The 12,558-nt window shown below is 45.4% G+C and carries 11 protein-coding genes; 7 read left to right on the forward strand and 4 right to left on the reverse strand.

Annotated features, from left to right (window positions below; genetic code table 11):
• Window positions 1–139: 139 nt before the first annotated feature.
• Window positions 140–2,464: a YgiQ family radical SAM protein gene (locus OH458_RS01005; RefSeq protein WP_269976985.1), complete on the forward strand. Its 2,325-nt coding sequence runs from the start codon at window positions 140–142 to the stop codon at window positions 2,462–2,464.
• A gap of 42 nt (window positions 2,465–2,506) precedes the next feature.
• Here the strand turns inward: OH458_RS01005 and OH458_RS01010 are convergent, their stop codons facing one another.
• The 3 genes from OH458_RS01010 to OH458_RS01020 form a co-directional block, all read right to left on the reverse strand.
• Entirely contained in the window at window positions 2,507–3,028 is a 522-nt protein-coding gene (locus OH458_RS01010; protein ID WP_269976986.1) for a hypothetical protein, read from the reverse strand.
• A gap of 153 nt (window positions 3,029–3,181) precedes the next feature.
• Entirely contained in the window at window positions 3,182–4,264 is a 1,083-nt protein-coding gene (gene serC / locus OH458_RS01015) for a 3-phosphoserine/phosphohydroxythreonine transaminase (protein WP_269976987.1), read from the reverse strand.
• 125 nt (window positions 4,265–4,389) lie between these two features.
• A complete protein-coding gene (locus OH458_RS01020; RefSeq protein WP_269976988.1) occupies window positions 4,390–5,658 on the reverse strand; it encodes a DUF945 family protein in 1,269 nt (422 codons plus the stop codon).
• A 170-nt stretch (window positions 5,659–5,828) separates the two neighbouring features.
• On the opposite strand from OH458_RS01020, the gene OH458_RS01025 reads away from it, so the two are divergent.
• From OH458_RS01025 to OH458_RS01035, 3 genes are all read left to right on the forward strand, one after another.
• Complete coding sequence (locus OH458_RS01025) at window positions 5,829–7,754, forward strand: ATP-binding protein (protein WP_269976989.1); 1,926 nt, start codon at window positions 5,829–5,831, stop codon at window positions 7,752–7,754.
• Between the two features lie 20 nt (window positions 7,755–7,774).
• The gene (locus OH458_RS01030) at window positions 7,775–8,272 is read left to right on the forward strand and encodes a response regulator (protein ID WP_269976990.1); all 498 of its coding nucleotides are present in this window, start codon (window positions 7,775–7,777) and stop codon (window positions 8,270–8,272) included.
• A 164-nt stretch (window positions 8,273–8,436) separates the two neighbouring features.
• The gene (locus tag OH458_RS01035) at window positions 8,437–8,985 is read left to right on the forward strand and encodes a hypothetical protein (protein ID WP_005474055.1); all 549 of its coding nucleotides are present in this window, start codon (window positions 8,437–8,439) and stop codon (window positions 8,983–8,985) included.
• A 92-nt stretch (window positions 8,986–9,077) separates the two neighbouring features.
• Here OH458_RS01035 and OH458_RS01040 read toward each other — a convergent pair whose 3' ends face one another.
• Window positions 9,078–9,665 carry a TfoX/Sxy family DNA transformation protein gene (locus tag OH458_RS01040; RefSeq protein ID WP_269976991.1) on the reverse strand — a complete coding sequence of 196 codons (588 nt, stop codon included), beginning with the start codon at window positions 9,663–9,665 and terminating at the stop codon, window positions 9,078–9,080.
• Window positions 9,666–10,021: 356 nt separating this feature from the next.
• On the opposite strand from OH458_RS01040, the gene OH458_RS01045 reads away from it, so the two are divergent.
• The 3 genes from OH458_RS01045 to OH458_RS01055 all read left to right on the forward strand — a co-directional run bounded on the left by OH458_RS01045 (window position 10,022) and on the right by OH458_RS01055 (window position 12,516).
• The gene (locus tag OH458_RS01045) at window positions 10,022–10,942 is read left to right on the forward strand and encodes an HDOD domain-containing protein (protein ID WP_269976992.1); all 921 of its coding nucleotides are present in this window, start codon (window positions 10,022–10,024) and stop codon (window positions 10,940–10,942) included.
• A gap of 15 nt (window positions 10,943–10,957) precedes the next feature.
• Window positions 10,958–11,863, forward strand: a complete 906-nt coding sequence (locus OH458_RS01050; protein WP_269976993.1) for a lysine exporter LysO family protein — start codon at window positions 10,958–10,960, stop codon at window positions 11,861–11,863.
• A gap of 140 nt (window positions 11,864–12,003) precedes the next feature.
• Window positions 12,004–12,516, forward strand: a complete 513-nt coding sequence (locus OH458_RS01055; RefSeq protein WP_005474104.1) for a hypothetical protein — start codon at window positions 12,004–12,006, stop codon at window positions 12,514–12,516.
• Window positions 12,517–12,558 lie beyond the last annotated feature (42 nt).

Raw genomic sequence — 12,558 nt, forward strand, 5'->3', positions numbered from 1 at the left:
GACCTTCACCAATTAGTTTAGCCAGCGGATAAACTACACAAACCACTTAAAAATCCCCCAATAATCTAAGGATATGTAAGGCTAGATAGATGGGCGCCAAGCCGCTATAATTCGCGCTCCCTGGATCCGAGAGCAAAATATGTACAGCGAAAACACCCCTATTCACGAGCAAAAGAAATATTGGGCAGAGTGCTTTGGCACCGCACCTTTTCTTCCAACGAGCCGAAAAGAAATGGACGCTCTTGGATGGGACAGCTGTGACATTATTATCGTAACCGGCGATGCCTACGTTGATCATCCAAGTTTTGGTATGGCGATCATCGGTCGATTACTTGAAGCGCAAGGCTTTCGAGTCGGCATCATTGCTCAACCAGAATGGAACACCAAAGATGCCTTCATGGCGTTAGGTAAGCCGAATCTTTTCTTTGGTATTACCGCCGGTAACATGGACTCCATGATTAACCGCTACACCGCGGACAAAAAACTGCGTCATGATGATGCCTACACGCCAAACAATGAAGGGGGCAAACGCCCTGATCGTGCAACTTTAGTTTACTCACAACGTTGTCGTGAAGCATACAAAGGCGTACCCATTGTTTTAGGTGGAATTGAGGCGAGTTTACGTCGACTCGCGCACTACGATTATTGGTCAGATAAAGTACGCCGCTCAGTGTTGTTTGATGCAAAAGCAGATATTCTGCTGTTTGGTAATGCTGAACGCGCGCTGGTAGAAGTCGCGCATCGGTTGGCCGATGGTGAAGAGATCTCAACACTAACCAATATTCGAGGTACGGCAGTAAACCTCGCTGCCGCGCCAGAAGGCTACAACGTGATTGATTCATCACGAATCGAGAAACCGCGCAAAGAAGCCTTTATTCCGCCGAACCCATACGTGGTCGAAGAGCAGTGTGATACCAAAGCCAAAGCACAAGAAACCGAGGCGAAACCAATAACTATTCGCCCATCTCGTCACGACGCGGCGACCACAGCCGTTCGCATTCCGCCGTTTGAAAAGCTCAATAACGACCGAATTCTTTATGCTCACGCGAGCAGAATCATGCACCTAGAGACAAACCCTTACTCAGGTCGCGCATTGATTCAGCGCCATGGAGACCGCGAATTGTGGGTTAACCAAGCGCCAATTCCCCTCACCACCGAAGAGATGGACTACGTGTTTGGCTTGCCTTATGCGCGTGTTCCCCATCCGATGTATGGCAAAGCAAAAATCCCAGCGTATGACATGATCAAAACGTCGGTGAACATCATGCGTGGTTGTTTCGGTGGCTGTTCTTTCTGTTCGATCACCGAGCACGAAGGACGTATTATCCAAAACCGGTCGCAAGAATCGATCCTCAACGAACTGGAAGAAATCCGCGACAAAGTCCCCGGCTTTACAGGCACAATTTCTGATCTCGGCGGCCCAACTGCTAACATGTATCGTTTGGGCTGTAGCGATCCGAAAGCAGAAGCGAACTGTCGTCGTCCATCATGTGTATTCCCGGGGATCTGTAATAAGCTCAATACGGACCACAAACACACCATCGATCTTTACCGCGCCGCCCGAAAAGTGAAAGGCGTGAAAAAAGTGATGATTGCATCAGGCGTACGTTACGACCTTGCCATAGAATCACCAGAATACGTAAAAGAGCTTGTGACTCATCACGTGGGCGGCTACTTGAAGATTGCACCAGAGCATACTGAAAAGGGCCCGCTGGATCTGATGATGAAACCAGGCATGGGAACTTACGACCGCTTTAAAGAGATGTTTGAAAAATACAGCGAAGAAGCGGGTAAAAAGCAGTATTTAATCCCTTACTTTATCTCGGCCCACCCAGGTACCGAAGACGAAGACATGCTCAACCTTGCGCTGTGGTTGAAGAAAAACAATTTTGAGTGTGACCAAGTACAAAACTTCTACCCATCACCGATGTGTAATGCGACGTCGATGTACTACTCAGAGACCAACCCGCTTAAACGCGTGAAATACAAAAAACGCGAAGACGTACCAGTGGCAAAAGGTGAGCGACAACGTCGACTCCACAAAGCGCTGCTGCGTTACCATGATCCAGCAAACTGGCCAATGATTCGTGAAGCATTGATCAACATGGGCAAAAAGCATCTAATCGGCGATAAACCTGGTTGTTTGATCCCAGCAGAAGATCTTGATGCGAAAACGCCAGCGCAGCGCAGAAAATCAGGACGTCATGGCTCCCAGCGATTTGCGACCAAGCACACCAAAAGCCAACCTGGTTTTGAGAAAATGCATGGTGATAACCGTGGTGGAAACAAAGGCGGTAAGCCGGGTAACCGCAATGGTAAACCAGGCAGTAAACCGTCAGGCAGTCGACCAAACGCGGGGCCTAACGCCAAACCGCAAAACGGCCGTGGTGGTAAACCAACTGGTGCTAACAAAGCCAGCAACAGTGGAAAACCGAGCGGCAATCGAAAACCTAAACACCGCTAAACATTGAGAAATCGCAGCTTCGGCTGCGATTTTTTCATCGGTTCAATGGGTACTAGAGTTATCGCGCCTTCTGATCACTTTGAGGAGGTGTTCATCTTGCCATTGAGAGATTTTCGCCCGTTTTAGCTCTTTCTTCGTCATCTCGAGGCTTTTTACTAGGTGTTCGTGCTTTATACCTAGCACCTTACTTTCAATCAGTGACTGTGACATTTCATTTTGCATCAAAGTGATGCCTTTCAGAGCGAGCTTGATCTCTTTTGGCGCACGATCAGGAATTTTGTCTAGCACACTGCGGCACTTTTTTAAGCGACTTAATGCACGAGATACGTCAGAAAATGTTTCAGTTGTATATTTTTGAAGTGACTCAGCCTGCTGCTCAAGCTCAGGGAGAACCCAATCCGTCAACGACGTCGTGAGTCGCAATAACGCTTCATTCGCTTCTTTTTCAGCCGCCTTCATCGCCATATTTACTAGACCACAGATTATTACCGTGCTTACAAGAGCAGGCAGAGTGAAGCCTAGCAGTAAGATCTGAATCCCAGCCACAGCAGCGCACAAAGCCATCAAGTTTCGTTGATAGAAAGTCACGGAAACCACACATTTAATGACAATTCAGTTAATAGCTTAGTTTAGATTCGTCAGCGTTGTGAACGAGAAATAATAAAAAAAGCTTAACCCAATAGGTTAAGCCTTACTCAATAAAACGCGGCTGCTTAATTAAGCGTTTTGTGCTTCAAACTCTTGCATGAAGTCTACAAGCGCTTGTACGCCTGCCAATGGCATCGCGTTATAGATTGACGCTCGCATCCCACCAACAGCACGATGTCCTTTCAAAGAGACCAAACCTCGTTGTTTAGCTTGCTCTAGGAACAACTCGTCAAGTTCTGGTTTCGCCAATTGGAATGGCACATTCATACGCGAACGGTTGTCTGGATGCACTTCATTGCGGTAGAAGTCGGACTGGTCAATCGCATTGTAAAGCAGTGTCGCTTTCTCTTGGTTGATTTGCTCCATCGCTTCAACACCACCATTGGCTTTCAACCACTTAAACACCAAGCCTGATAAATACCACGCGAAGGTCGGTGGCGTGTTGAACATCGAATCTTTCTCAGCCAAGGTTTTGTAATTGATAAAGCTTGGTAGCAAGTCATTCGCAAGATCGAGAAGGTCATCACGAACAATCACGATGCAAAGACCCGCTGGACCAATATTTTTCTGCGCACCCGCATAAATAACGCCGTACTTAGACACATCAATTCGACGAGATAAGATGTTTGACGACATGTCCGCTACGATCGGTTTGTCTGTATCAGGAAGCTCACTGATCTCGATACCATCAATGGTTTCATTTGGACAGAAGTGAACGTAAGCCGCTTCAGGATCAATCACCCACTCGCTAACGTCACGTACCGCAGTTTTGCCCGCTTTGGTTACTTTTGCGTCAAACACATCAGCGTCGCAGTACTTACGCGCTTCTTGAACCGCACTTTCTGCCCAGTAACCCGCATCGATGTACGTCGCTTTTTTGGCCGAGCCAAGCAAATTGAGTGGCACTGCAGCAAACTGGGCACGAGCACCACCCTGACAGAATAGAACTTTGTAGTTATCAGGAATATTAAGTAGATCGCGCAGATCTTGCTCCGAATCTTCAGCAACTTTAATAAACTCTTTACTACGGTGGCTGATTTCCATTACCGAAGTACCCAGTTCATTCCAGTTGATAAATTCAGCTTGCGCTTGTTCCATCACGGCTTTAGGCAATCCGGCAGGGCCTGCACTAAAGTTATATACATTATCCATTCTGAGTTTCCTTGCTCATGCTTCAATTGAGAACTAACAGGATTAATACCACGTTTTTTCAGCGATAAAAAGCAAGAAAAGAGGTCTTTAGACCTCTTTTCTTAATAAACATTGAAAAAGAATACTTATGGCTGCATCGCACCTGAAATCAGCAGAGCCATAAGGGGAATTTCTTGGCCACTCTTAAACAATAGATTGCCTTCTTTTAGCTCTGCGTTGATTTGATAGCCTTTGTCCGTTTGCTCGACAAACTCCATCACGATCGCTTCATCAACACCTTGCTTAATAAATGGGTATTGCTCAACCAATTCATTGGAGAAGAAGGTATCCAATTGACCAGTCAGTGCTGGAAGGATCATCGCAGGGTTTTGGGTGATGTTGTCTGTACCCTCAGGCAAGGTGATTTTCCACTGGCTTTCAAACTCGCCATTGTCTCCTAGCGTTAAGGCCATTTTGTTCATCGACAAGTAGAAACCTTTTTCGACCAAAGTTTCCACGTAAGGGATAGCGCTTTGTACATCTTCTTCCGTTAACACTGGGTTACTTTGATAAAGATTCAACAAATGTTCAAACGACTCGCTGTCGAGGTTACCCAGTTCCACATCAACCAATAACTTGTCTACCGTTCCTTCTGTGGTCACCAGATCTTCTACCGAAAAGACATGCTGACTACTGACGCGCTGGGTCGTTTCTTCTACTAGTGAAGAAAACTCGTACTGTGCGTTTTTCATGCCAAACATAGTCACTTGGTCAGTGCTTGAGATAGAAACATCACCAAAACGCATCATTTGCTCACCAAGCCATAAGCCATTTGACATACGACCTTGACCACTACCTTTCAGTGCAGACAGCAGTAATTTCTCACCACTATTAAAATCCACTTCGACTGAAGGTACGTTGAGATCGTAGGTTATCTCCCCAAGAACAGTCGCATGACCCTTAAGAACAGAACGAGAAATAGACACCATCGCGCCGTCAACATCGTCAGTGGCTTGATGCCAAGCGTCAAACGTAAGGGTAAAGTCGGTATTGCCGTTTAACTGTGTCACCGTATCAAGAGTCACGGGTAGTTCATCGACATCATCCAGTACTGAATGTGCTTTTAGGCTCAGTAAACCGTGAGAAACATGACTATTCACCACAAACTGGTTAGGTAAGCCATCTGCGGCTAGCATCTCTGCCATTTCTGGGTCGGTGACCACGTATCGCGTTTGCACTTCAGAAGAGAGATAGCCACGGTCATACTTGACGATTTCTGCCGTTACACTCCCCGAATTCAGTTGGTTTATACCATCAGTCACCACATTCTGACCGATTTGACCAACCGCAAGTGGCCAACACAAAGCAAGAGCAATCGCGCCACCAATAGCGCCATATTTTTTAAGCTGGTTCATGTCATCATCTTTAACAATAAATTTGATTTAGTGTACACCAAAAAACATTGAGATAAATCAGAGTATTGGCTTTCTTCCAAAATGAGCAAGCATTCTAATACTCAGCTCTCAAACAAATTCGCGCGAGCCTGATACAGTAGCCAATGTGTTTGTCGAATGAGAGCCCATACGTGAATCAATTTGCCGTTTTGTGTCTTGATAATAATCCCGTCAGTGTCGAACAACTGCGTCGTGAGTTGAGCCCTTTTTCATCTCGATTCGATCTACATACGGAAGACTCAATTGACGATGCAAACGCTGCATTGGATTACTGCTTGGAGCAAAAGCAGACCGTCGCATTAGTTATCGCCAGCCACAACGAAAGTTTCAATGGTGCGGATTTCTTAATCCAGCTCGACAAAATGAGCCACACTCAGCAAGCTCGTAAAATCCTGATCAGTTGCGGTCAAGACATTCAAGCCATTCTGTCTGCTGTCAACGACGGACGCCTAGATCACTGTTTAACTAAACCGCTACAAGACAACCTCGTCCATAAAACCGTCCAAAAAGAACTCACGACCTTCATTCTCGAGAATGACTCAGAAAACCTGCTCCATTACAGCCAAATACTCGACCACCAGCGCCTACTTAGAGCCCACATCGACAATAAAATGCGCTCGTATCGAGAAGGGTTTATTAGTGAACACCATCGACTCTCCGATCAAGAGCTCGCCCAACAAGTCACTGACGCCCTACTCGCCTTTTTCGCAGACAAAGATGAAACCAAAGCCTGCCGCACGTACTCCACCGATCACCTACTAACCCGAGAAGGGGAAGAAAATAGCTTTTTGTGGTTCATTACCAAAGGTGAAGTTGCGCTTTACAAGAAAGACGACACGGGCGTACAACGAGAAGTCGTTAGGCATACACAAGGTAACATTGTTGGGGGGATGTCCTTTGTGACAGGAGAGCCTTCTTTTTCAACGGCGATTACGCTTAAACCGACCGAGGTGATCAAGCTCAAGCGGGAAGTGTTTGCCGAGGTGATGCACTCAAACACCGAATTATTGCCGCTATTCACTAACTTACTGCTGCGTCACTTTAATCGTCGCTTGCAGCGAAGCATCACGACAAAACTTGAATTGCAGAAAACGCTAGAGTCACTCGAACAGGCACAAAAACAACTGGTTGAGAGAGAAAAAATGGCCATGCTAGGCCAGCTGATTGCAGGTGTCGCACACGAGCTCAACAACCCAGTCGCCGCCATCTTGCGCGGGACGGAGACGTTAACCGATAAAATACAGATCTTGGTCGACGCACCTAAACTCGATAGTAATAGCAAAAACATCGAAATATTGACGCACGCACTTTCGGCAAAACCGCGATCAACCGCAGACGAACGTGCGTTAGTCAACACGGTCAACGAGCAAATCAACAACCGGAGAGTAGCCAAAAAACTGGTTAAGTTAAACTTACACCAGTATCAACCTTGGCTCGATCGCGCCCAAAACTCAGATCCAACCCTGCTCGGCGATCTAGAGCAACTTGAACACTATTACCTTGCTGGGTCGACGCTAAGATCAATCAACGTCTGTGCGCTACGAATTGCCGATATGGTCAAAAGTCTTAAAGGGTACGCGCGTTCTGATGATGAACGATTCCACCGAGCGGATATCCACGAGGGTATCGAAGACACCTTGGTGATATTCGAAAGCAAACTCAAACTTCACAAGGTAGAAAAAGCGTTTTGCTCGACAAACTCAGTGTACTGTTTGCCCATCGCCCTTCAGCAGGTTTGGACCAACTTAATTTCCAACGCCATTGATGCGTTCCCCGCAAAAGGAAAACTGCGCATCACGACTGAGCTGATGACAAAAGACAGACGCCAATGGTTTGTGGCGAGCTTCGAAGATAATGGACACGGTATCCCTGTTGAACTTCAGCAGCAGATTTTTGAATTGAATTTCACGACTAAAAAAGAAGGCAACTTCGGTTTAGGGATTGGGTTGTCCGTTTGCCAACAAATCGTTCGACAACACGGCGGCTTCATCAGCGTGGAGTCAGAACAACACCAATACACAAAAATGTCGGTTTGGCTGCCCTTTAGCCAAGACTAACCAATAACGAGGAACTTAACATGAGTAAATACCTTATCTTATGCGTCGACGATGAAAGAGAAGTTCTCGATAGCGTTGTCCAAGATTTGGATGAATTCGAAGAGCATTTTTCGTTAGAGGCAGCCGAATCTGTTCAAGAAGCCAAACAGATCATTGAAGATGCTGAACGCGACGGCATAAAATTGGCGCTCATCCTTTGCGACCATATCATGCCCGAGCAAACTGGGATCAGTTTTCTTATCGAGCTAAACGAGCAAGCATCCACTCAAGCGACCCGAAAACTGCTCCTCACCGGCCAAGCAGGACTCGAAGATACGGTCGAAGCCATTAACCACTCTAGCCTTCACTTTTACATTGCGAAACCTTGGCGTGGCGATGAGTTACGTAACGTCATCAAAGAACAATTGACCCAATACATGATTGAGAACGAGCCTGAACTCATGCCCTGGTCATCGGTACTAAACACTGAAAGAATATTTGAGGAGATGGCGAAAAATCGCCTCAACTATGGTGAGTAGTTAAACGATTTTGGCACATAGCTTGCTAGATTCTTATTATCACGACAAAACAATGACATTTTTATAGTGGCAACCGCTTGGATGCATTATGATGTCGATTTATCGTCATAGCGAGTCGTCGCTTAAGACCAAGGAAATTAACAAGATAAAGGTTTATCGTCCTTATGCGTAAAACAATCTTAGCCGCAGCTTTAGTGCTAGCATCTGGTCAATCTTTCGCTCAAATTGATCCAAACAGCCCAACCGTAATGAGCAACTTTAGCTACGACTACGTTGAAGCTCGAATTGGCGCAAGCCCAGTGACTTTTGGTGCTGCAATGAGCAAAACTGTTCACCCAAATGCCCACCTTATTGGCCGTATTGACTCTGAATTCGAAGGTGATTTTGACGCAGGCGCGGGTTTTGGCTTCCACGCACCTATCAATAACTGGGCTGATTTCACTGGTGAAATGTTATTCCGTTTGGTGGACAATGATGACACAAGCGGCACCGACACAGGTCTTGAACTGAACCTAGGAGTTCGCCAATGGCTTGGCCCGCAACTCGAAGTGGGCGGCAAAGTTGGTTACACCTCTATCGATAGTGAAGAAGATTGGATTGGTTCTGCATATGCACGTTTCCACTCAACAGAGCTGTTTTCGATCGGCGGTGAAGCGCGCATCAATGACACGTATGGTGATCAATTGATGTTTACCACGCGTTTCAAATTCTAATCCGTTTAGAATCTCAAACAAAAAAACCGAGGCACTTGCCTCGGTTTTTTCATTCTGATTGCCGCAATAATAACAAGTTGATAAACCAACCTTTATGGGCAGTTTGCCAATAGCTGACGTTTGCGGGGCTCTTGGATTAATTTCCAGTGAATACCATCGATAGCACCGGCAAATTTCCAAAGTAGCTTCACGTCTACATCGCTTCCGTAGGCTTGCTTAACTTTAGCAAATACCGCCGGAGCACCTAGTTCCATAAACGTATCAACATCATCGATGCCTGCTTTTTTTACCATACGCTCTAAAGTGAGCTGCATGTTTGGCAAGTCTCGCAGTCTACGATTTGCCGCAGAACGTTTAAACTGTCGTTCAGACACCGAGTAATCGATAGATTGCTTAACAAGGTCATCCAAACGATCGCTGTCCGATTCAAACAGCTCCGTAATATCATAATAATTTACGGTCGCCGTTGTCTGTTTCTTAACATGGCGATATTTCTCGCAACCAAGCTGAGAAAACTCTTTATCTAAATGGTCCCCACCACGGATAAAGATCTTGTTTGCGCTAAGTAAAGCGAACATGGCGTCTTCCCTGAACAATCCTGTTCCACCAAACATCGAACGCTTTTGAAACATGCCAAACTTGTTTACATATTGAATAAAATGTTGCTCTGTCATATCCATTGATCCTTCAAATATCGAAACCCCGATTATTTACGATCACCAGATAGCAGCAGTTAAAAGCGAAAAATCTGTCGGTTGAACTATGAAATTTATAATGTTGTTCGTCCAACCACAGCAAGTACCCAAATGATAGTTAACGAAACGAAATAAGTCTGTGCATAGGTCACATCGATTAAACTTAATGACGAATTTTATGAGAGATCAATCACGCCTAAGTCCCTACCATGCAGAAGTGCGAGCAATTTCGCTCTTGAAATATGTCGTTGCGAAAAATATCAATATTAGAAAGCAATTGTTTGCTTAAATACAGAGAGAAACGTTACACTGTAAACGTTGAATTTACTTTCTAATATTGTATGAATCACCTAGCATTTTACTGGCTCCCACAGAATAAAGACCTATTAGTCAAAGGTATTGAGACTGAGTTTTCTCAACTTATTGAGCATTCTATCGCTAATAAGAAAATATCACTTCCTCCAATTCCTGACGTAGTCTTAAAGATTCAGCGTTTGTGCACCCAAGATACAACCACGGTAGCAGATGTCGCAGACTCACTGTTGGAAGATCCTGGGCTCGCCGCTATTGTTATTCGCGTGGCAAATTCGGTGATATTTAACCGCCGAAACATCACATGTACCGACTTGGTTACTGCGGTATCTCGGTTGGGCATTCTTCGAGTACGAGATATCGTGACTGCACAAGCGATTGAGCAGTTGAAACACTCTGTCAATTTAAGCGGTTCTTGCAACAAAATCTTAGTTCAAAGTGCGGCGAATTCTCGCGAATTGGCGGCAACTATGGTCCTAGTGGCAAAAGGGTTCCGTGAAAGTGGCTCACAGGCATACAAGCATCTAGAAGTGGACAAAGCGCTACTTGCTGGTTTGCTCGCTGACATCGGTCTTTTCTGTATCGTCAACGAATACCACTACTATTTGGAAAACGGCAACTACCTTGACGAAGAAATCGCTTTCCAGATCTTCGATAATCAATGTTCCAAAGCGAGCAAGCTTGTTTTAGAAAGCTGGGGATTTGATGATGACTTCTTAGAGGTTGCTTCGAATCAAGCGATTAAACCAACGGAGGAAGCGGTCAGCTATCTTGCGTTGGCGAGAATCGCGAATCATATCTTAATGTTCCGCCGTCAAGACGAAAACATAGATGAACATTCGGTAGAATTTGACGTTACAGGTGCAGATATACTGTACAAACTCAGTAATTTAAGTGATATTGAGTTCAATGCGCAAATTGATGAGTTAATCAGCGCGAGTGGATTGTAATGTACAGGAAGTATCATGTTTTCAGGGATGTTGTTTATCTTTACCCCGCTTGTTGTCGGGTATTTCATTTCGATATCAAGCCAGTCACTGCTCAATAAAATCAATAAAACCACCTCAAACCTTATCTACGTCATACTTGCGCTGATGGGTTTGAGCTTGGCTGCGCTCGACAACCTCGGGCAAAATCTGCAAATTATTTTGAAGTTCACTGCGGTGTTCTTTACTTGCCTGAGCTTAGCCAACCTAGCGGTATTGCCCTTAGTCGATAAGTTTTTACCCATCCAAACCGACGCGAGCAATAGCAAACTTCCCTTGTCTAGTATGGCGTTGGAGTCGGTTAAACTCATCCTTGTGGTCGGCAGCGGTTTAATTGTCGGATTGGCACTGCCTTATGAACTCAATTGGGTCGATACCGCGAGCGAATGGATCCTCTTCTTGTTGCTTTTCTTCATTGGCATTCAATTGCGCAATAGCGGTCTAACATTACGCCAAATACTTCTCAACAAGCATGGGATGGTGATTGCATTACTCATTATAGTGAGCTCGATGCTTGGAGGGATTATCGCCGCGCAAATCCTCAAAATTGACCTGTTCAAAGCGCTCGCGATGTCTTCTGGATTTGGCTGGTATTCATTAGCAGGCATCTTGATGGGTGATGCATTTGGTCCGATTTACGGTGGCGCGTCATTTATGATTGAGCTGCTGCGAGAGTTGATCGCACTGGTGCTGATTCCTTTATTCATTCGCACGCGACCATGCACTGCAATCGGCTACGCGGGTGCAACAGCCATGGACTTTACTTTGCCGGTCATACAAACCACAGGTGGCGTTCGATGTGTGCCTATAGCTATCGTCAGTGGGTTTATTCTCAGTCTGCTTGTCCCTGTTATGATGCTGTTCTTTGTCTCTCTTGCAAGCTAGATCTCAGGAATCATTATCAAAATTCACTATATTAACCACGACGCTCAATGTTAATTTAGAAAGCCCTAATTTAAAGTCGCCCGTAGAATTGAAATACAATCTACGGAGCCTATAAGAACGATTATTCAAAAGGAATCAATATGAAACGCCTGATTGTTGCACTCGCTCTAAGTGCCTCATCGTCCCTCGCTGTTGCAGCCGACAATGCTTGTCTATCAAAAAAATACGATGCTTATATCGATGCATCACTGCATTGGTATGAAGATTTGTCAAAACTCACTGCTGAGCAATATCCGGATTTAGCCGAAGTTTCTAAGTGGTTTCTGAACGGTCGTGTGAACCACTTTGAGCTTAATCGTGCCGCTGTCCACTACTACCTTGACAATGACGCAACGAAAGTTGCAACAGCCCAACCAGTCGAAGGTTGGTTACAGTTGGAACAAAAAGACATCAAAGTACTTGCGTCGCGTAGTGATGAGCTAGGACAACTGGCCAAAACTACTTTTGCAGACCGCCAAGCCAAGCCACACGAAAAGAACTACGAATTGCGTTCAGCCTTTGCCGATCTTTTAAGTCACCCTACAAAAATCGACTCCGCATTGCAGCGCTATAATGCAGCGATCAAAGAGTTAGAGTCGATTAACTGTCAATAACGTATTGCCGATTTTTCGCTCAAATCGCAACCAATTTGACGG

Origin of the sequence: Vibrio sp. MarTm2, from assembly GCF_027587055.1 — a bacterium.
Classification (GTDB): domain Bacteria; phylum Pseudomonadota; class Gammaproteobacteria; order Enterobacterales; family Vibrionaceae; genus Vibrio; species Vibrio sinaloensis_D.

Excerpts from the sequence above, each read along its gene's own strand:
- OH458_RS01005 (WP_269976985.1), top strand. The coding sequence starts at position 140 with ATGTACAGCGAAAACACCCCTATTCACGAGCAAAAGAAATATTGGGCA.
- OH458_RS01010 (WP_269976986.1), bottom strand. The coding sequence starts at position 3,028 with ATGGCTTTGTGCGCTGCTGTGGCTGGGATTCAGATCTTACTGCTAGGC.
- serC (WP_269976987.1), bottom strand. The coding sequence starts at position 4,264 with ATGGATAATGTATATAACTTTAGTGCAGGCCCTGCCGGATTGCCTAAA.
- OH458_RS01020 (WP_269976988.1), bottom strand. The coding sequence starts at position 5,658 with ATGAACCAGCTTAAAAAATATGGCGCTATTGGTGGCGCGATTGCTCTT.
- OH458_RS01030 (WP_269976990.1), top strand. The coding sequence starts at position 7,775 with ATGAGTAAATACCTTATCTTATGCGTCGACGATGAAAGAGAAGTTCTC.
- OH458_RS01035 (WP_005474055.1), top strand. The coding sequence starts at position 8,437 with ATGCGTAAAACAATCTTAGCCGCAGCTTTAGTGCTAGCATCTGGTCAA.
- OH458_RS01040 (WP_269976991.1), bottom strand. The coding sequence starts at position 9,665 with ATGGATATGACAGAGCAACATTTTATTCAATATGTAAACAAGTTTGGC.
- OH458_RS01045 (WP_269976992.1), top strand. The coding sequence starts at position 10,022 with ATGAATCACCTAGCATTTTACTGGCTCCCACAGAATAAAGACCTATTA.
- OH458_RS01050 (WP_269976993.1), top strand. The coding sequence starts at position 10,958 with ATGTTTTCAGGGATGTTGTTTATCTTTACCCCGCTTGTTGTCGGGTAT.
- OH458_RS01055 (WP_005474104.1), top strand. The coding sequence starts at position 12,004 with ATGAAACGCCTGATTGTTGCACTCGCTCTAAGTGCCTCATCGTCCCTC.